Source organism: Microcystis aeruginosa LEGE 91341 (genome assembly GCF_015206885.1).
In the GTDB taxonomy this organism is placed as follows: Bacteria; Cyanobacteriota; Cyanobacteriia; order Cyanobacteriales; family Microcystaceae; genus Microcystis; species Microcystis aeruginosa_H.
Map to the genome: position 1 here is coordinate 10,421 of NZ_JADEXY010000059.1, position 16,312 is coordinate 26,732.

The 16,312-nt window shown below is 48.0% G+C and carries 28 protein-coding genes; 22 read left to right on the plus strand and 6 right to left on the minus strand.

The window, feature by feature from the left end; translation table 11 throughout:
• Positions 1–207: 207 nt before the first annotated feature.
• Both purQ and purS read right to left on the minus strand, forming a co-directional pair.
• Complete coding sequence (gene purQ / locus IQ234_RS10810) at positions 208–891, minus strand: phosphoribosylformylglycinamidine synthase subunit PurQ (protein ID WP_193957094.1); 684 nt, start codon at positions 889–891, stop codon at positions 208–210.
• A gap of 113 nt (positions 892–1,004) precedes the next feature.
• A complete protein-coding gene (purS, locus tag IQ234_RS10815; RefSeq protein ID WP_110577746.1) occupies positions 1,005–1,262 on the minus strand; it encodes a phosphoribosylformylglycinamidine synthase subunit PurS in 258 nt (85 codons plus the stop codon).
• Positions 1,263–1,293: 31 nt separating this feature from the next.
• On the opposite strand from purS, the gene IQ234_RS10820 reads away from it, so the two are divergent.
• Complete coding sequence (locus IQ234_RS10820; protein ID WP_104397529.1) at positions 1,294–1,677, plus strand: Fur family transcriptional regulator; 384 nt, start codon at positions 1,294–1,296, stop codon at positions 1,675–1,677.
• A gap of 147 nt (positions 1,678–1,824) precedes the next feature.
• Here IQ234_RS10820 and accD read toward each other — a convergent pair whose 3' ends face one another.
• From accD to IQ234_RS10835, 3 genes are read right to left on the minus strand one after another with little or no spacing between them, the layout of a single operon-like run.
• Complete coding sequence (accD, locus tag IQ234_RS10825; RefSeq protein ID WP_193957095.1) at positions 1,825–2,775, minus strand: acetyl-CoA carboxylase, carboxyltransferase subunit beta; 951 nt, start codon at positions 2,773–2,775, stop codon at positions 1,825–1,827.
• Positions 2,776–2,794: 19 nt separating this feature from the next.
• Entirely contained in the window at positions 2,795–3,004 is a 210-nt protein-coding gene (locus tag IQ234_RS10830) for a hypothetical protein (protein WP_193957096.1), read from the minus strand.
• A gap of 41 nt (positions 3,005–3,045) precedes the next feature.
• Positions 3,046–3,855 carry a prepilin peptidase gene (locus tag IQ234_RS10835; protein ID WP_110577747.1) on the minus strand — a complete coding sequence of 270 codons (810 nt, stop codon included), beginning with the start codon at positions 3,853–3,855 and terminating at the stop codon, positions 3,046–3,048.
• Positions 3,856–4,100: 245 nt separating this feature from the next.
• On the opposite strand from IQ234_RS10835, the gene IQ234_RS10840 reads away from it, so the two are divergent.
• Complete coding sequence (locus tag IQ234_RS10840; RefSeq protein ID WP_110577748.1) at positions 4,101–4,403, plus strand: YkvA family protein; 303 nt, start codon at positions 4,101–4,103, stop codon at positions 4,401–4,403.
• Between the two features lie 114 nt (positions 4,404–4,517).
• Here IQ234_RS10840 and IQ234_RS10845 read toward each other — a convergent pair whose 3' ends face one another.
• Positions 4,518–5,177, minus strand: coding sequence for a phosphoribosyltransferase (locus IQ234_RS10845; RefSeq protein ID WP_193957097.1), 660 nt, complete (start codon positions 5,175–5,177; stop codon positions 4,518–4,520).
• Between the two features lie 198 nt (positions 5,178–5,375).
• Here IQ234_RS10845 and IQ234_RS10850 point away from each other — a divergent pair, with 198 nt between their 5' ends.
• The 20 genes from IQ234_RS10850 to rplO all read left to right on the plus strand — a co-directional run bounded on the left by IQ234_RS10850 (position 5,376) and on the right by rplO (position 16,188).
• Positions 5,376–5,861 (plus strand): DUF4079 domain-containing protein, encoded by a 486-nt coding sequence (locus tag IQ234_RS10850; RefSeq protein WP_002787862.1) that lies wholly within the window; start codon positions 5,376–5,378, stop codon positions 5,859–5,861.
• Positions 5,862–6,044: 183 nt separating this feature from the next.
• Positions 6,045–6,383, plus strand: a complete 339-nt coding sequence (locus IQ234_RS10855) for a P-II family nitrogen regulator (protein ID WP_002746593.1) — start codon at positions 6,045–6,047, stop codon at positions 6,381–6,383.
• Between the two features lie 797 nt (positions 6,384–7,180).
• Positions 7,181–7,819, plus strand: coding sequence for a 50S ribosomal protein L3 (rplC, locus tag IQ234_RS10860; protein WP_193957098.1), 639 nt, complete (start codon positions 7,181–7,183; stop codon positions 7,817–7,819).
• A gap of 20 nt (positions 7,820–7,839) precedes the next feature.
• Positions 7,840–8,472: a 50S ribosomal protein L4 gene (gene rplD / locus IQ234_RS10865; protein WP_002771031.1), complete on the plus strand. Its 633-nt coding sequence runs from the start codon at positions 7,840–7,842 to the stop codon at positions 8,470–8,472.
• Positions 8,462–8,767, plus strand: a complete 306-nt coding sequence (locus IQ234_RS10870; RefSeq protein ID WP_042790412.1) for a 50S ribosomal protein L23 — start codon at positions 8,462–8,464, stop codon at positions 8,765–8,767. The genes rplD and IQ234_RS10870 overlap by 11 nt, the downstream gene beginning before the upstream one ends.
• A 33-nt stretch (positions 8,768–8,800) precedes the next feature.
• Positions 8,801–9,634 carry a 50S ribosomal protein L2 gene (rplB, locus tag IQ234_RS10875; RefSeq protein ID WP_002746601.1) on the plus strand — a complete coding sequence of 278 codons (834 nt, stop codon included), beginning with the start codon at positions 8,801–8,803 and terminating at the stop codon, positions 9,632–9,634.
• A gap of 30 nt (positions 9,635–9,664) precedes the next feature.
• Positions 9,665–9,946, plus strand: a complete 282-nt coding sequence (rpsS, locus tag IQ234_RS10880) for a 30S ribosomal protein S19 (RefSeq protein WP_002753908.1) — start codon at positions 9,665–9,667, stop codon at positions 9,944–9,946.
• A gap of 152 nt (positions 9,947–10,098) precedes the next feature.
• A complete protein-coding gene (gene rplV, locus IQ234_RS10885; RefSeq protein WP_002746605.1) occupies positions 10,099–10,458 on the plus strand; it encodes a 50S ribosomal protein L22 in 360 nt (119 codons plus the stop codon).
• Between the two features lie 23 nt (positions 10,459–10,481).
• Entirely contained in the window at positions 10,482–11,210 is a 729-nt protein-coding gene (gene rpsC / locus IQ234_RS10890) for a 30S ribosomal protein S3 (protein WP_193957099.1), read from the plus strand.
• 30 nt (positions 11,211–11,240) lie between these two features.
• Positions 11,241–11,660 carry a 50S ribosomal protein L16 gene (gene rplP, locus IQ234_RS10895; protein WP_002734310.1) on the plus strand — a complete coding sequence of 140 codons (420 nt, stop codon included), beginning with the start codon at positions 11,241–11,243 and terminating at the stop codon, positions 11,658–11,660.
• The gene (gene rpmC / locus IQ234_RS10900) at positions 11,660–11,878 is read left to right on the plus strand and encodes a 50S ribosomal protein L29 (RefSeq protein ID WP_002746608.1); all 219 of its coding nucleotides are present in this window, start codon (positions 11,660–11,662) and stop codon (positions 11,876–11,878) included. Before rplP ends, rpmC begins: the two co-directional genes overlap by 1 nt.
• Before the next feature lie 6 nt (positions 11,879–11,884).
• Positions 11,885–12,127 (plus strand): 30S ribosomal protein S17, encoded by a 243-nt coding sequence (gene rpsQ, locus IQ234_RS10905; RefSeq protein ID WP_002801923.1) that lies wholly within the window; start codon positions 11,885–11,887, stop codon positions 12,125–12,127.
• A gap of 20 nt (positions 12,128–12,147) precedes the next feature.
• Positions 12,148–12,516, plus strand: coding sequence for a 50S ribosomal protein L14 (rplN, locus tag IQ234_RS10910; RefSeq protein ID WP_002732358.1), 369 nt, complete (start codon positions 12,148–12,150; stop codon positions 12,514–12,516).
• A gap of 72 nt (positions 12,517–12,588) precedes the next feature.
• Positions 12,589–12,942, plus strand: coding sequence for a 50S ribosomal protein L24 (rplX, locus tag IQ234_RS10915; RefSeq protein ID WP_002757582.1), 354 nt, complete (start codon positions 12,589–12,591; stop codon positions 12,940–12,942).
• 54 nt (positions 12,943–12,996) lie between these two features.
• Complete coding sequence (gene rplE, locus IQ234_RS10920) at positions 12,997–13,536, plus strand: 50S ribosomal protein L5 (protein ID WP_002734750.1); 540 nt, start codon at positions 12,997–12,999, stop codon at positions 13,534–13,536.
• A gap of 186 nt (positions 13,537–13,722) precedes the next feature.
• Entirely contained in the window at positions 13,723–14,124 is a 402-nt protein-coding gene (rpsH, locus tag IQ234_RS10925; protein ID WP_193957100.1) for a 30S ribosomal protein S8, read from the plus strand.
• Between the two features lie 135 nt (positions 14,125–14,259).
• On the plus strand, positions 14,260–14,820 hold the full coding sequence (gene rplF / locus IQ234_RS10930; protein WP_002746609.1) for a 50S ribosomal protein L6: 561 nt from the start codon (positions 14,260–14,262) through the stop codon (positions 14,818–14,820).
• Positions 14,821–14,823: 3 nt separating this feature from the next.
• Positions 14,824–15,186 carry a 50S ribosomal protein L18 gene (gene rplR, locus IQ234_RS10935; RefSeq protein WP_002746610.1) on the plus strand — a complete coding sequence of 121 codons (363 nt, stop codon included), beginning with the start codon at positions 14,824–14,826 and terminating at the stop codon, positions 15,184–15,186.
• Between the two features lie 26 nt (positions 15,187–15,212).
• Positions 15,213–15,734 (plus strand): 30S ribosomal protein S5, encoded by a 522-nt coding sequence (rpsE, locus tag IQ234_RS10940; protein ID WP_002746611.1) that lies wholly within the window; start codon positions 15,213–15,215, stop codon positions 15,732–15,734.
• Positions 15,735–15,744: 10 nt separating this feature from the next.
• A complete protein-coding gene (rplO, locus tag IQ234_RS10945; RefSeq protein WP_002757585.1) occupies positions 15,745–16,188 on the plus strand; it encodes a 50S ribosomal protein L15 in 444 nt (147 codons plus the stop codon).
• The last annotated feature ends 124 nt before the right edge of the window (positions 16,189–16,312 follow it).

The window sequence follows — 16,312 nt, forward strand, 5'->3', positions numbered from 1 at the left end:
GTTATCAGTTATCAGGTAAATTTCAGCTAAAACCCCAAAACCCCAACTATTTGATGGTTTAAAAACGCCAAAAATAAAGATTAAATTGCATAAAATCTGTAAATAGGCCATTTAATTGATTATTGATTCATTTTTAATTCTCCTGACTACTGGCTACTGACTGCTAACCCTAACAACAATTTTTGATTTTTACAAGACGTCTAGTCATCAACAATTGATCAACTCCCGAAATAATAGACTACCATCGGTCAAATTGAGCAGCGGATCGGCAGCCCGTTCAGGATGAGGCATCATTCCCAGCACATTTCCTGCTTTATTGGTAATTCCTGCAATATTATTTAACGAACCGTTGGGATTTCCTGACTCATTCACCTCTCCCGTGGGAGTACAGTAACGAAAGAGAATTTGTCCGTTATCCTCTAGAGATTTTAACGTATCTTCTGCGGCATAATAACGCCCTTCCCCGTGGGCAATGGGCAAATTAAGCACCTGTTGCGGTTGATAACCCCGCGTCCAAACAGATTGACTATTTTCCACTTTTACCGGCACTCGATCGCAGATAAAATGTAGATCGCGATTACGAATTAAGGCACCGGGTAGCAGCCCGATTTCCGTTAATACCTGAAAACCGTTACAGATGCCTAAAACTAATTTACCTTTTTCGGCTTCTTCTCGGACAGTTTTCATCGCTGGCGAAAATCGAGCGATCGCACCACAGCGCAAATAATCGCCGTAACTAAATCCCCCCGGCACCACAATCACATCCACATCCCCTAAATCCGTCTCTTGATGCCAAATATAGCGGGTGGGTTGCTGAAAAATCCCCTCCGTCACCGTCGCCACATCTCGATCGCAATTCGATCCGGGGAAAACAATAATCCCAAACTTCATAATTTTTAACTTGGTTAATTCATTGTGCAGAAAGCTCTCATCAGATGGGTGTTGGGGTATTGGGTGAATTTCCCATTTCCCCATTTCCCTATCCCCTAATCTCTATCCCCTATCTACTGACAATGCAAATCAAAGCGATAATTTTCAATCACAGGATTAGCCAATAGTTGATCGCACATTTGATCCAATTGTGCGCGGGCGCTGGTTTCGTCCGCTGCTGTCACAGTAAGCTCAATATACTTACCAATTCGCACCCCGGCCACAGTATCATAACCTAATTGCTTTAGTCCCGACTCTACCGCCGTACCCGCCGGATCGAGAACCGAAGGACGCAGGGTAACATAAATAAAGCACTGATAATTTTTTGACATAGAATTAATTTTGATCGCTGACCTTTTTGATATGAAATCCCAACGCACCCGATCGCAAGAGCGCATTATCCACTTACTCAAAACCTTAAATCGGGCAGTATCCGCTCAAGAATTGTTTGTGGAACTCCGTCAGCGTGACCAAAATATGGGGTTAGCCACTGTTTACCGCGCCCTAGAATCCCTAAAGCTACAGGGTGCAGTGCAGGTGAGAACCCTAGCCACAGGAGAATCCCTCTACAGTTCCGTTCAGCAGGATCAACACCATCTTACCTGTATTCATTGCGGTCGGTCTATCGTCTTTAATGAGTGTCCCGTTCATGAATTGGAAGAAAAACTCGAAAAATCCCACCAATTCAAGGTTTATTACCATACTCTCGAATTTTTTGGACTTTGCGATCACTGTCAACCCGGTTAAGTAGGGTTTGCGACAAAAAGTTTTTCCTGGGGGCAGGGTGTGGGCTGTGGGCTGTACTACATTTAAACTGCCCATCGGGGTAAAGCCAGTACAAATGCTCAGACTGGCAACTCCGACGCTCTCAACTACAAGGCCGTCTTACAGGGGTTAAACTGTTGTTTGTCCTTGGGCTGTTTTCAGGGGGATTAACTCCGGTTGACTGTATTGATGATGGCTGTTCAGGGGGGATAACAAGGGGAAAAAGGGCTGATGTAAACTAATTAATTGAGCGAGGGTTTTCTTGAGATGGGTACGGGGAACGATCGCATCGACAAACCCGTGTTTTAACAAGTATTCCGATGTTTGGAAACCTTCCGGCAATTTCTCGCGCAAAGTCTGTTCAATTACCCGCTTCCCGGCAAACCCGATGGTAGCCTTCGGTTCAGCGATAATAATATCTCCCAACATGGCAAAACTGGCCGTGACTCCCCCCGTGGTGGGATTAGTCAAGACGGGAATATAAAGTAACTTTGCTTCCCGGTGCCGGTTAAGAGCGCCAGAAATCTTGGCCATCTGCATTAAACTTAACATTCCCTCCTGCATTCTCGCCCCGCCGGAAGCGCAGATGATCACCAGGGGTAAACTTTCATCGGTAGCGCGTTCCGTCAAACGACAGAGTTTTTCCCCCACCACCGATCCCATGCTACCCCCCATAAAACGGAAGTCCATCACCCCTAAAGCGAAGGGTAAACCATCGATCGTCCCCATTCCCGTCTGGACAGCATCCGTCAGACCGGTTTTTTCTTGGGTTTCCCGCAGGCGATCGCTATAACTTTTCCGATCACGAAATTTGAGGGGATCCGTCGGTCGAATTTGTTCATCAAGGCAATTCCAAGTATTAGCATCCACTAACTGGCGAATTCTTTCTTCACTTTCCACCCGATTATGATGACCGCAATCGAGACACACCAGTTGATTAGCTAATAAATCCTTGGTATAGGCCAAAACGCCGCAATTGGGGCATTTTGTCCACAACCCATCGGCTATTTCTCGTTCCTGTTGTTGTTGAACCTTGGGTTCTGTTTTTTGGCGATTTGCAAACCAATCAAATAGAGACATAGTTTAAAATAAAGACAATTTATAGACTTTCTTCTAGAGGACTTAATAACAAAAGTGCTGTCCAGCGATCCTGGGGACGTACTTGTAGGGCGGCCTGATGACCCTGGCCGCAATAAATACCAAGGCCAATAGCGATAACGCGACTGGGGATGTCGTGAGCTTTGAGCATTTCCTGCAGCCAATCAGCTTCCCAACGACTGGGGGTTGTTCTAATGGTGATCCAAGACACGGAAGACTATTGTATCAAGATTTAATTACAGGATAACTTTTTTACAACAAAGGGAAAAAAATGGTTTGATAGGCTGAGATGATCTTATCACTCCAAAAGACACTCATTAGGGCGCCGAGGGCAAGAAGTGGGCCGAAGGGTATAGCTTGTCTTTTCCCCATTTTACCCATAAAAATGCCCGTCATACCGATTACCGCCCCGATAGCGCAGGCCAGAAAAGCGGTGACTAATAATGCTTGCCATCCTAACCAAGCACCGATCATGGCCGCTAATTTCGCGTCCCCTCCCCCCATGGCCTGTTGTCTGAGGGCAAAACTCCCCCCCCACCGGATCAGATCGAATAACCAGACTCCTAAAACCGCACTAGCGATCGCTGAAAAGAGATAGATAACAGTTTGATTATTTTGCCAACCCAAGAGAGTTTGAAAAACTATCCCTAAAACTAATCCCGATTGGGTGAGGGAGTTAGGAAGCGTCATCGTGTCAAAATCAATCAAAGCTAAAGCTAATAACCAACTGAGGAGAATCCAATAGCCGAGGGTCTGCCAAGAAAAGCTAAAATCTCCTAAAACCAGACAAAATAACAAACCGGTAAAAGTTTCGATCGCTGGATAACGGACAGAAATCGGGGTTCTACACCAGCGACAGCGACCCCCTAGCCATAACCAGCCTAAAACGGGTATATTCTCGCTTTTCCCCAACCTATGGTGACATTTCGGACAGTGGGAAGGAGGATAAACTAGAGATATCCCCTGAGGTAATCTATAGATGACCACGTTTAAAAAACTGCCCACCGAGGCACCAAAAGCGAAGACAAAGGCAAAAGTAACTAGATGAAAGAGGGTTTCCATCCTTAAACTGGCAGATAATTGATTAGTTTGTCATCGCCTATTATAGGGGAAAAGATGCCACTATCTCCCCTCTTAAGCATCCAGTAATAATACTTCAGGCTCATTCCTAAAGGTGAATTTTCTTCGGGGCATTTTTAGTGGATAATTAGCGGGGATAACCCTACATAATGGGGGGCAAAACCCCACTATCACCCCCAAGTAGAACCTGACACAATTAAATTATCCCAGTGAACGAGGACAAATTAATGAAACCGATTGTTGAATCTTTTTACAACTGGTACAGCAGCAAAATCAGTCACCCTAAATATCGTTGGATTATCATTCTGGGAACTATGGTTTATCTTTTTAGCCCCCTCGATATTTCTCCTGACGTTTTCCCGATTATTGGTTGGATCGATGATGGGATTGTCCTCACCCTTTTAACCACGGAATTATCCCGATTAGTTCTTGATTATCGCAATCGCCGTCCGGGAGAAGTGAAGAATCAAACCGAAGTTTCTTCCCCAACCAATACCGTTGATACCGATGCCGTAGAAGTCAGAAGTTAGAACTCCGAAGTCTCAATTTTGACTTCGGAGTTCAGGAGATTGCTGTTATTTATTCTCCCCCCGCAACGCGCACGAAGTGGTCTCCCCACTTCCTAATTCATAATTCATAATTCCCTAAACTGAAATCAAAGAACTATCGACCCTGGCTAAAAGTGTTTGCACCTCCTCATCGCTGGTTTGGGGAAAGTCCTCGTACCAAAGAGAAATCGATCTCAATTCGTAGGGTTTCTTTAGGCAAATTACTCGATCGACTAATTTTTCTAATTGATCACAGACTTCTGGCGGGGCAACAGGAACAGCAATAATAATAGCAGCGGGATTCCCAGCTTTAAGGGTCAGAATCGCCGCTTTAATCGTTGCTCCCGTAGCGATCCCATCATCTACTAGAATAATCGTTTTTCCCGTCAAGACCGGAAATGGGCGTTCACCTCGATACAAGCGATCGCGGCGCTCTAATTCGATCATTTCTTCCTTTGCTACCCGTTCCATCATCGCCTCCGATAGGTGCAAGTCGTCAACGATACTTTCATTGATTACCCGCACCCCATTTTGACCGATTGCCCCAAAAGCTAACTCTTTGCGCTCTGGTACACCTAATTTTCGCACCAAACACAGATCTAGCGGTAAATGTAACCTTTGGGCAATTTCAAAGGCGATCGGAACCCCACCCCGGGGCAAAGCCAAAACTAGCACCCCAGCACTATTGGTATATTCTGTCAAGTAACTAGCTAATAGTCTCCCAGCTGATCGCCGATCTTTGAGCAGATAAGTCATAATGCCCTCCTAGGGGTTAATCCCCGTGGGGATCCCTGGTTTCCCCTGCCTTTATTCTATATTTCTCCGCTCATCTCTAGCGGAAATGTTAAGAAATTTAGCGAAGGCTTGACATTTTTTCGGCTAACCGCAGTTTTTCCAGGCCGGAGATCGGCTAAAATCTTAGGCAAAAGGGTTTTGTAAAGTTAGGTAACAAACATGAATCAAAGTTTAAGTGATGCGCTAGAGCCGATCGCCGCTGCCTTTCGCAGTCTCGGAACTCCCGAACCGATCGTTCATTGGGGACATCCAGTCATGATGGGGATCGTGGTTCTAGTTATGGGTAGTTATACTGCCTATGCTGGTTGGCAAAGTCGTTTAAGTCAAGATGGAGAAGTAGTAGCCAAAAATCGGGCTGATCACCGCAAACTCGCTCCTTGGCTGTTTTTATTTATCGCTCTCGGTTACACCGGCGGTGTTTTATCCCTAGTCATGCAGAAACATCCAATCCTTGAAAGCAGCCATTTCTGGACAGGATCGATCGCGATTGGCTTATTAGCTTTCAATGGATTATTATCCCTCACTGGCTTCGCTGGCGGTAAAAAAGAACTTTTCCGGACTATTCACGCCTATATCGGCAGTATTGCCCTAATTTTACTGCTAGTTCACGGTGTTTTTGGTCTTCAGTTAGGATTATCTCTCTAGTTGGTTTATTCATGGCTTCGGGTGGGCCAATTCCCACCCAGAAATTTTTCACCACAGAAGACTGTGGCCAAGGCCAATAATTGAAGAAATCATGACTTTAAGCGCTATTGTCGGGATTCTGCGTTTAGAATTAACAGTTAATTCACCAAGAAGGTATCGTCACGCAACGAGGAGATAGATATTTTGAAGAAAGTAGAAGCGATTATCCGACCCTTTAAACTGGAAGAGGTGAAAATCGCCCTAGTTAACGCGGGCATTGTCGGCATGACTGTCTCCGAAGTTAGAGGTTTCGGTCGTCAGAAAGGTCAATCGGAACGTTATCGCGGTTCCGAGTACACCGTCGAATTTCTCCAAAAACTCAAGATCGAGATCGTCGTCGAAGATAAGCAAGTCGATATGGTCGTCGATAAGCTGATTTCGGCAGCCCGTACCGGTGAAATCGGAGACGGTAAAATCTTTATCTCCCCCGTGGAACAGATCGTCCGCATCCGTACCGGAGAAAAAGACCTGCAAGCGATTTAACCTCCAAACAAGGGATGATAGTACAATGCTGTCATCCCCCCCATTGAAAGCAATTCCCATCAAGCAGTGTAACCTAATTTGATATCGACCACCGACGACCGATTCCCCCAAAGAAAAACTTTGTACCTCACCATTAAGATAAATACTATAATTGCAATCTGCTGAATATCAGTTTAAGCCTTGCTAGAAAAGAGTTTTGCGAATTTTTGGGCTAAAAAAGTACCAGAAACTTGAAGGGGTGACAAGCAGATTGAAAGTGAGACAGGGTGTGGGGGGTAGGGAAAAACCTTGAGACTTTCCCCGAAATGAAGACGAGAGAATTAAGTTAATCAATTTGAAGGGTGACAGCGAGGAGATTTTCCCAGAACCCCACAGCCTAGACCCTGCACCCAGCCTAGACTTCAACCTCCAGACTATATAGGATCATTGCCGGTGACTGAAAAAACCCCTTGCCTAAAAAGTCACAAATATTATATAATGTTTGATTGTGGCCAAAATCGGTGTTAGGTGGTGCTAAAGGCACTGCCGAGCAGAGCCGCCTTGGTCGCTCGGTCTTCGCCGGGATACTGAAGGTCAACCCTTTAAGTCCCCAAGAAACAAAGACCAGCAACAATCTAGGCAGAACCAGCAACCCTGTCTAGTCCTACTTACGAATTTAACGGGATGCCAGCTTAAATAACTCGAAAAAAGTCATTCAAGTTGGGCAGGCTGATAAAGCGGGAAAGATTTTTCTCGCTCCTATAGCCACGGCCACGTTATTTTTGATTGTCGTCTAGTAAAGATAAAGAGAACAATCCGTGTCTATCGGTATCCTCGGTACAAAACTGGGCATGACCCAAATCTTCGACAACAAAACGGGAGTCGCCATTCCCGTCACCGTCGTTCAAGCCGGTCCCTGTCCCGTCACCCAAGTCAAAACGAAAAAAACCGACGGTTATGAATCCATTCAAGTGGGATACAAAACCGTCAAAGAAAAAGCCCTTAACAAACCGCTACTCGGTCATTTAGCCAAAGCCGGTGTCTCCCCCCTGCGGCATTTAATCGAATACCGCCTTGAGGACGCATCCGCTTACACTTTAGGCCAAGAAATTACCACCGCTATCTTCCAAGAAGGCGATTTAGTCGATGTGGCTGGAACCACCATCGGACGAGGTTTCTCTGGCTATCAAAAACGCCATAACTTCAAACGCGGTAACATGACCCACGGTTCCAAAAACCACCGTCTCCCCGGTTCCACTGGTGCTGGTACTACCCCTGGCCGCGTTTTCCCGGGTAAGAGAATGGCCGGACAATACGGAGCCACCCAAGTGACCATCCGCAAACTGTCCGTGGTCAAAATCGATAGCGAACGCAACCTAATCCTGATCAAAGGAGCCGTCCCGGGTAAACCAGGAACCCTGTTAAACATCACCCCCGCCAAGAAATTTGGTAAATAGGGCAAGGAAAGATTAAAGCCATGGTTAACTACACAGTCAAAAATTGGCAAGGGGAAGAAGCGGGAACAGGCACCCTGGAACTGAAAACCGCTAAACCCGAAACCGCCAAACACCTAATTCACCGCGTCGTCGTCAGCCATCTAGCCGCGGCCCGTCAAGGCAACGCCTCCACCAAAACCCGCTCGGAAGTGCGCGGCGGTGGTCGCAAACCCTGGCGGCAAAAAGGCACCGGTCGCGCCCGGGCCGGTTCGATCCGTTCTCCCCTCTGGCGTGGTGGCGGTGTCATCTTCGGACCAAAACCGAGAGATTTTGAGGTTAAGGTCAATCGCAAAGAGAAAAGATTAGCCCTGAGAACTGCTTTGATCAGCCAGGCCGATAACTTTATCGTGGTTGAAAGCTTCGCCGAACAATTCTCCCAACCCAAAACCAAAGAACTCACCGCTGCCTTAAGTCGCTGGGGAGCCAGTCCAGAGGAAAAAATTCTGCTGATTCTGACGGAAATTCCCGAAAATGTCTATTTATCGGGACGTAATATCTGCAATCTCAAAATTATTCGCGCCGATAGTCTCAACGTCTATGATGTCATCCTAGCCGATCGAGTTATCGCCACCGCCGCAGCCCTAGCTAAAATTGAGGAGGTCTATGGTGCTTAGAACTGAAGCCAGACAACTCGCCGATCTGATCCTAAAGCCGATCGTCACCGAGAAAGCCACCCTACTCCTAGAACAAAATAAATACGTCTTCGATGTCGCTTTGAAAGCGACCAAGCCGGAAATTCAAGCGGCGATCGAATTACTGTTTGACGTAAAAGTAACGAAAGTGAACACCAGCCGCCCCTCTCGTCAGAAAAAACGCGTCGGCCGTTTTCTCGGTTACAAACCCCAATACAAACGCGCGATCGTGACCCTAGCGGAAGGCGACTCGATCGCCCTCTATCCCGACGTATAACCACCAAGAAACCCGATAACGGAAAACTAAACTATGGGTATTCGTTCTTTTAGACCTTTAACCCCCGGGACAAGGCAGGCGGCCATCTCCGACTTTAAGGAGATCACCAAAACCGAACCGGAAAAGTCCCTAACTCATCGCAAACACAGCAAACAAGGGCGTAATAATCGCGGTGTCGTTACCAGTCGTCACCGAGGCGGCGGCCATAAGCGCCTCTACCGGATTATCGATTTTCGTCGCGATAAACGAGATATTCCCGCCACAGTAGCGGCGATCGAGTACGATCCTAACCGTAACGCCCGCATTGCCCTACTTTTCTACAAAGACGGGGAAAAACGCTACATCATCGCCCCCGCCGGTTTAGGCGTTGGTGATACCGTCATCGCCGGAGAAAACGCTCCCTTCGAGGTCGGTAATGCCCTACCCTTAAGTCGCATCCCCCTAGGGACAGAAGTTCATAACATCGAACTCGTCCCCGGTCGCGGTGGTCAAATGGTACGGGCTGCTGGTGGTTTCGCCCAAGTGGTGGCGAAAGAAGGCGATTACGTTACCATCCGCCTCCCCTCCAAAGAAGTACGCATGATCCGGCGTGAATGCTACGCCACCATCGGAAAAGTCGGTAACGCCGAAGCGAGAAACATCAGTCTCGGTAAAGCCGGTCGTACCCGTCACCGCGGTCAACGCCCCCATGTTCGGGGTAGCGTCATGAACCCAGTGGATCACCCGCATGGAGGTGGAGAGGGTCGCGCTCCGATCGGACGTTCTGGCCCGATGACTCCCTGGGGTAAACCCGCCCTCGGTCGCAAAACTCGCAACAAGAAAAAACGCAGTAGCGATCTGATCGTGCGCCGTCGTAACCAGGGTTAGAAACTATTACTTTATTTTTGACTGAAAATTATGGGTCGTTCACTGAAAAAGGGGCCATTTGTCGCCGGCCACCTGATGGAAAAAATCGAAAAACTCAACGCCCAGGGCAGTAAACAAGTGATTAAAACTTGGTCCCGGGCCTCGACCATCATTCCCGATATGGTCGGTCACACGATCGCCGTTCACAACGGCAAACAGCACGTTCCCGTCTATGTTTCCGAGCAGATGGTCGGTCATAAACTCGGTGAATTCGCTCCCACCCGCACCTTCCGAGGCCACGCCAAGAGCGACAAAAAAGCAGGACGGAAATAAATCAGTCGCTACTCCCTCAGTCGTCAGCTAGATAGTGGCCTCTGAGCAAGGCCGAAGATTCGTGACCATAAATCACCAAGTTAGCTAATTTTCAAAAAATAAAAGCTGATGACTGATGACTGATAACTGATAACTGATAACTGATAACTGAAATGACCATCGATACCTCTAACGAAGTCAAAGCGATCGCCCGCTATATTCGGATGTCACCCCTGAAAGTCAGACGGGTACTCGATCAGATTCGCGGTCGCTCCTATCGGGAAGCCCTAATTATTCTCGAATTTATGCCCTACCGGGCCTGTGATCCGATTCTGAAAGTCTTGCGTTCCGCCGTTGCCAACGCCGAAAATAACGAAGGACTCGATCCCGCCACTTTGGTGGTTAGCCAAGCCTTTGCCGATGGCGGACCGACCCTAAAACGTTTTCGACCCCGGGCCCAAGGCCGCGCCTACCAAATTCGCAAACCCACCTGTCATATCACCGTCGCCGTCGCTCCTAGCAACAAAGACTAATCACCTTAACTAAAAAAACCACAATGGGACAAAAAATCCATCCCCTCGGTTTTCGTCTCGGCGTTATCAAAGATCACAAATCTTGCTGGTATGCCGACGCGAAACGTTACCCCGAATTAGTGCAAGAAGATCGCCGCATTCGTGATTACGTCGAAAAAAACCTCGCTAATGCCGGTATCGCCGATATTCGCATCGAACGCAAGGCCGATCAAGTAGATATTTCCATCCATACCGCTCGCCCCGGGGTCGTCGTCGGTCGTGGTGGCACGGGAATCGAACAGCTGCGCCTAGGTTTACAAAAAACCCTCGGTGGCCAGCGTCAAATTCGCATTAACGTCATCGAAGTGGCTCGCGTTGATGCCGATGCCAATCTGATCGCCGAATACATCGCCCAACAACTAGAAAGACGGGTTTCCTTCCGTCGTGTAGTCCGGCAAGCTATCCAACGGGCGCAAAGGGCCGAAGTCAAAGGGATCAAAATTCAAGTTAGCGGTCGTCTCAACGGGGCAGAAATCGCTCGGACTGAATGGGTACGGGAAGGACGAGTTCCCCTCCATACCCTGCGGGCCGATATTGATTACTCCTATAAAACCGCCAGCACCATCTACGGGATTCTAGGCGTGAAAGTTTGGATCTTTAAGGGCGAAATTATCCCCGGCCAAGAAGAAATTGCCGCCGCAGTTCCCGCTCAAGCACCGCGCCGTCAACAGCGTCGCCGTCAACAGTTTGAAGATCGCTCTAGCGAAGGCTGATCCCTAATATTTATCAGTGGTAAATAGCTCATGTTAAGTCCCAAAAGAACAAAATTCCGCAAACAACAGCGCGGACGGATGCGCGGGCTGGCCACCGGCGGAAATACGATTAATTTCGGCGATTTCGCCCTGCAAGCCACCGAACCCTGTTGGATTACTTCCCGTCAAATCGAAGCCGCCAGACGGGCAATGACTCGTTATATTCGTCGGGGTGGCAAAATCTGGATCCGCGTTTTTCCTGATAAACCCGTCACCCAACGAGCCGCAGAAACTCGGATGGGTTCCGGGAAAGGTTCCCCCGAATTCTGGGTGGCTGTGGTTAAACCGGGGTTCATTATGTTTGAAATTGCCGGGGTAGCTGAACCAGTAGCCCGGGAAGCCATGCGTCTAGCCGCCCAAAAATTACCGATTAAGACCAAATTTATCACTCGCGAGGAGGATTTTGTCTAATGGCTCTGCCGAAAATCGCCGAAGTGAGGAAGATGAGCGATGACGACATCGCCGACGCTATCCTCGATGCCAAAAAGAAACTGTTTGAATTGCGTTTGCAACAGGCCACCCGCCGCTTGGAAAAAACCCACGAATTCAAACACACCCGCCACCGTCTTGGCCAATTATTGACCGTAGAACGGGAGCGCCAACTAGCCCAGTCCACCCCGGAGGCATAACCCGTTATGGCAGTTAAAGAAAGAGTTGGGGTAGTAGTCAGCGACAAAATGGATAAAACCGTAGTGGTAGCCATTGAAAACCGCTCTCCTCACCCTAAATACGGCAAAATCGTCGTGAAAACCCAGAAATTTAAGGCTCACGACGAAGAAAATCAAGCCAAACAAGGCGATCGAGTTCGTATTCGTGAAACCCGCCCCCTCAGTAAAACCAAACGTTGGCAAGTGGCGGAAATATTAACCGATAATTAAATTTCACCTAGGTAAAAACCGTGATTCAACAACAAACCTACTTAAATGTCGCTGACAATAGCGGGGCGCGGAAACTAATGTGTCTGCGGGTGCTGGGAACAGGTAACTGTACCTACGGTGGCATCGGTGACAAAATTATCGCCGTGGTTAAGGACGCTATCCCCAATATGCCCGTGAAAAAATCCGATGTGGTCACTGCGGTGATTGTGCGGACCCGTCAAACCGTCCGTCGCGATAGTGGCATGAGCATCCGTTTTGATGATAACGCCGCCGTGATTATTAATAATGACGGTAATCCCAAAGGTACTAGGGTTTTTGGTCCTGTCGCTCGGGAATTGCGCGATAAAAACTACACCAAAATTGTTTCCTTAGCCCCAGAAGTTCTCTGATCAAAGTGAAAAGTACCAAGGCAATTGGCTGATGGCTAGTCCAAAACTTTTCACACTTTGAGGTCAAAAAAAATGAGTAAGAAAAACAGTCAAACCCCACCCCAAAGGCAAAAAATGCACGTTAAAAAAGGGGATGTCGTTCAAGTAATCGCTGGTTCCGATAAGGGCAAAGTGGGCGAAATTTTACGCGCTTTACCCCAAGAAAGTACCGTGGTGGTCAAGGGAGTTAATATCCGCACCAAACATACTAAACCCCAACAGGAAGGAGAATCGGGTCAAATCCTTACCTACGAAGCACCGATTCACAGTTCTAAAGTCATGCTCTATTCCGAGAAGAAAAAAATCGCCAGTCGGGTGGGTTATACCTTTACCGAAGACGGTCGGAAAGTGCGGATACTGAAGAAAACTGGCGAAATTATTGATTAGTTTCCCATCAATTCTAGTTCCTGACCAAGCCCAGGAAAAGTAAGCAGAAAAACTATGAGCCAAAAACTAAAAACCACCTATCAAGAAACCATTGTTCCGAAACTGAAAGAACAATTTGGTTATACCAATATCCACCAAGTACCTAAAGTTATCAAAATTACTGTTAACCGCGGTCTTGGGGAAGCTTCACAAAATGCCAAAGCTTTGGAGTCTTCCAAGGAGGAACTGTCCACCATCACCGGACAACAACCGGTAGTGACTAGAGCTAAAAAAGCGATCGCTGGCTTCAAAATTCGCGAAGGAATGCCCGTGGGTGTGATGGTGACATTGCGCGGCGATCGAATGTACGCTTTTTTAGACCGTCTAATTAATCTGGCCTTACCACGTATTCGCGACTTTCGCGGTATCAGTGGTAACAGTTTTGATGGTCGTGGTAACTACAGTTTAGGCATTCGTGAACAGTTGATCTTCCCTGAAATTGAATACGACAAAATCGATCAAATTCGCGGGATGGACATCTCAATCATCACCACCGCTAAAAACGACGAAGAAGGACGCGCCCTCCTCAAAGAGATGGGAATGCCCTTTAGATAAATCAATCAAGAGAAAAGGAAAAAAATCAGGAAAAAGTGGCAAGGGAAAAGGGAGAAAGCGATTTTGTCAGAGAAATTACTGAATAAATCCTACCTACCTTCTCCTGACGACTGGCTCCTGACTCCCGACTCCTGCAATAACTGACCACTGATGTTGATCCCAATTTAGGAGAAAAACAGGTAATTCATGTCTGCTAACGATACCATCTCGGATATGCTGACCCGCATCCGTAACGCTTGCGCGGTTCGGCAGACCACTACTCAAATTCCCACCACGCGGATGACGCGCAGTATTGCTCAAGTTCTCAAGGACGAAGGCTTTATTGCTGACTTTGAGGAAGTGGGTGAGGGGATTAAATCTCAATTAGTTCTTTCCCTCAAATATAAAGGCAAAAACCGTCAACCGATCATTACTACCCTCACCAGAGTCAGTAAACCGGGCCTGCGAGTTTATTCCAACAGTAAAGACTTACCGCGCGTCCTCGGTGGCATTGGCATCGCCATTGTTTCCACCTCTAGAGGCATTATGACCGATCGCGAAGCGCGTAAACAAAACGTTGGCGGCGAAGTCCTTTGCTACATCTGGTAAACAAGGAAAAAGGAAAAAAATCAGAAACACAGAATCAGGGAATTACTGTTGCTTTTTGCCTCCTAATAATTCCTACCTAGCTTCTCCTGACTCCTGACGACCGACTCCTGCAATAACTGATAACTGATAACTGTTATGTCTCGTATTGGCAAACGCCCGATTCCTATTCCCAATAAAGTCACCGTCGATATCGATGGTGCTACCGTGACGGTGAAAGGGCCCAAAGGAACTCTCCAGAGAACCCTACCCACCGCTGTCACCATCAATAAAGATGGCGAAACCATCCTCGTTACCCGTCAAGACGATTCCCGTACCGCCAGAGAACGCCACGGACTCTGTAGAACTCTAGTAGCCAACATGGTGGAAGGAGTCGCTACCGGCTTTCAAAAACGCCTCGATATCCAAGGGGTGGGCTACCGCGCCCAGGCGCAGGGTAGTAAATTAGTTCTTAATGTTGGTTACAGTAAACCCGTGGAAATGGAGATGCCCGATGGTGTTTCCGTAGCTGTAGAAAATAATACCCAAGTTATTGTCAGTGGCATCGACAAAGAAGCCGTCGGTAACACCGCAGCTAAAATCCGCGAAGTTCGTCCCCCCGAACCTTATAAAGGAAAAGGGATTCGCTATCTTGGTGAAGTCGTCCGTCGCAAAGTTGGTAAAGCTGGCGGTAAAGGCGGTAAAGGAGGTAAAAAATAAACCATGAAACTTAGTCGCAAAGAATCAGTCCGTCGTCGTCACCAGCGTGTGCGTCGCAAAATTAATGGCACTGCTGAACGGCCCCGTTTATCCGTATTTCGTTCTAATAACCACATCTACGCCCAAATTATCGACGACGTAGCCCAACATACCCTCGCGGCCGCTTCTACCCTAGAGGCCACCTTGCGCGGGGAATTAGAGTCCACCGCTACCCAAGAAGCTTCGGCTGCCGTGGGTAAACTGGTGGCCCAACGGGCCCTAGAAAGAGGCATTGAACAAGTGGTTTTTGATCGCGGTGGCAATCTCTATCACGGTCGCGTCAAAGCCTTAGCAGAAGCGGCTCGGTCAGCCGGCTTAAACTTCTAAAATATCCTTTCAACACTGATAAAACTATGGCAAAACGTCGCAAAGGCAACCGCGAAAAAGAAAAAGAAACCACTTGGCAAGAGCGGGTCATCCAGATCCGTCGGGTTAGTAAAGTGGTTAAGGGTGGTAAAAAACTCAGCTTTCGGGCCATCGTCGTGGTCGGTAATGAAAACGGCCAGGTGGGAGTGGGAGTCGGCAAAGCAGGGGACGTTATCGGGGCTGTCCGTAAAGGTGTGGCCGATGGCAAAAAACAACTAATTGAAGTCTCCCTAACTAAAGCTAGTTCTATCACTCACCTCACCCGGGGCGCTTCCGGGGGCGCTCAAGTGATTATGCGTCCGGCTGCTCCGGGGACTGGGGTTATTGCTGGGGGTGCTGTCCGTACCGTTTTAGAATTAGCTGGGGTGAAAAATATCCTCGCTAAACAACTCGGTAGCGATAACCCCCTCAATAACGCTAGAGCCGCTGTTAACGCCCTGGAAACTCTCCGCACTTTCTCGGAAGTGGCGAAGGATCGAGGCGTATCTGTAGAACATTTGTACACCTAAAGAAATCACCATGAAACTCCACGAAATCGCCCCCCAACCGGGGTCAACTAAACGTCGTCGTCGTGTGGGACGGGGTATCTCAGCCGGCCAGGGTGCTAGTTGCGGTCTGGGAATGCGCGGACAAAAATCTCGCTCTGGGACGGGGACTCGTCCCGGTTTTGAGGGGGGACAAATGCCTCTCTATCGTCGGGTTCCCAAATTAAAGCATTTTCCTTTAGTTAACCCCCGTCAATACACAATCGTTAATCTGAAAAAATTAGCTTCTTTACCCGCTAATACGGAAGTTACCCTGGAAAGTCTCCTAAAAGCTAACATTCTCACCAGTAACGACGGCCCTTTAAAAGTTCTGGGTGATGGTGAAATTACCGTTCCCCTCAAGGTTAAGGCCGCTGCTTTTAGCAATAGTGCTAAAGAGAAAATTACCGCCGCTCAAGGTACTTGGGAAGAGATATAAATTTCCCAGGAGACAGGAGACAGGAGACAGGAGGCAGGGGACAGGAGACAGGAGACAGGAGACAGGAGACAGGAGGCAGGAGATTATTTTTATTTATTCTTCCCATCCCCCCACACCCCACACC

What these genes read in the sequence shown, in the direction of transcription:
- purQ (WP_193957094.1), bottom strand. Translation starts at nt 891, where the DNA reads ATGAAGTTTGGGATTATTGTTTTCCCCGGATCGAATTGCGATCGAGAT.
- purS (WP_110577746.1), bottom strand. Translation starts at nt 1,262, where the DNA reads ATGTCAAAAAATTATCAGTGCTTTATTTATGTTACCCTGCGTCCTTCG.
- IQ234_RS10820 (WP_104397529.1), top strand. Translation starts at nt 1,294, where the DNA reads ATGAAATCCCAACGCACCCGATCGCAAGAGCGCATTATCCACTTACTC.
- accD (WP_193957095.1), bottom strand. Translation starts at nt 2,775, where the DNA reads ATGTCTCTATTTGATTGGTTTGCAAATCGCCAAAAAACAGAACCCAAG.
- IQ234_RS10835 (WP_110577747.1), bottom strand. Translation starts at nt 3,855, where the DNA reads ATGGAAACCCTCTTTCATCTAGTTACTTTTGCCTTTGTCTTCGCTTTT.
- IQ234_RS10840 (WP_110577748.1), top strand. Translation starts at nt 4,101, where the DNA reads ATGAAACCGATTGTTGAATCTTTTTACAACTGGTACAGCAGCAAAATC.
- IQ234_RS10845 (WP_193957097.1), bottom strand. Translation starts at nt 5,177, where the DNA reads ATGACTTATCTGCTCAAAGATCGGCGATCAGCTGGGAGACTATTAGCT.
- IQ234_RS10850 (WP_002787862.1), top strand. Translation starts at nt 5,376, where the DNA reads ATGAATCAAAGTTTAAGTGATGCGCTAGAGCCGATCGCCGCTGCCTTT.
- rplD (WP_002771031.1), top strand. Translation starts at nt 7,840, where the DNA reads ATGGTTAACTACACAGTCAAAAATTGGCAAGGGGAAGAAGCGGGAACA.
- IQ234_RS10870 (WP_042790412.1), top strand. Translation starts at nt 8,462, where the DNA reads ATGGTGCTTAGAACTGAAGCCAGACAACTCGCCGATCTGATCCTAAAG.
- rplB (WP_002746601.1), top strand. Translation starts at nt 8,801, where the DNA reads ATGGGTATTCGTTCTTTTAGACCTTTAACCCCCGGGACAAGGCAGGCG.
- rpsS (WP_002753908.1), top strand. Translation starts at nt 9,665, where the DNA reads ATGGGTCGTTCACTGAAAAAGGGGCCATTTGTCGCCGGCCACCTGATG.
- rplV (WP_002746605.1), top strand. Translation starts at nt 10,099, where the DNA reads ATGACCATCGATACCTCTAACGAAGTCAAAGCGATCGCCCGCTATATT.
- rpsC (WP_193957099.1), top strand. Translation starts at nt 10,482, where the DNA reads ATGGGACAAAAAATCCATCCCCTCGGTTTTCGTCTCGGCGTTATCAAA.
- rplP (WP_002734310.1), top strand. Translation starts at nt 11,241, where the DNA reads ATGTTAAGTCCCAAAAGAACAAAATTCCGCAAACAACAGCGCGGACGG.
- rpmC (WP_002746608.1), top strand. Translation starts at nt 11,660, where the DNA reads ATGGCTCTGCCGAAAATCGCCGAAGTGAGGAAGATGAGCGATGACGAC.
- rpsQ (WP_002801923.1), top strand. Translation starts at nt 11,885, where the DNA reads ATGGCAGTTAAAGAAAGAGTTGGGGTAGTAGTCAGCGACAAAATGGAT.
- rplX (WP_002757582.1), top strand. Translation starts at nt 12,589, where the DNA reads ATGAGTAAGAAAAACAGTCAAACCCCACCCCAAAGGCAAAAAATGCAC.
- rplE (WP_002734750.1), top strand. Translation starts at nt 12,997, where the DNA reads ATGAGCCAAAAACTAAAAACCACCTATCAAGAAACCATTGTTCCGAAA.
- rpsH (WP_193957100.1), top strand. Translation starts at nt 13,723, where the DNA reads ATGTCTGCTAACGATACCATCTCGGATATGCTGACCCGCATCCGTAAC.
- rplF (WP_002746609.1), top strand. Translation starts at nt 14,260, where the DNA reads ATGTCTCGTATTGGCAAACGCCCGATTCCTATTCCCAATAAAGTCACC.
- rplR (WP_002746610.1), top strand. Translation starts at nt 14,824, where the DNA reads ATGAAACTTAGTCGCAAAGAATCAGTCCGTCGTCGTCACCAGCGTGTG.
- rpsE (WP_002746611.1), top strand. Translation starts at nt 15,213, where the DNA reads ATGGCAAAACGTCGCAAAGGCAACCGCGAAAAAGAAAAAGAAACCACT.
- rplO (WP_002757585.1), top strand. Translation starts at nt 15,745, where the DNA reads ATGAAACTCCACGAAATCGCCCCCCAACCGGGGTCAACTAAACGTCGT.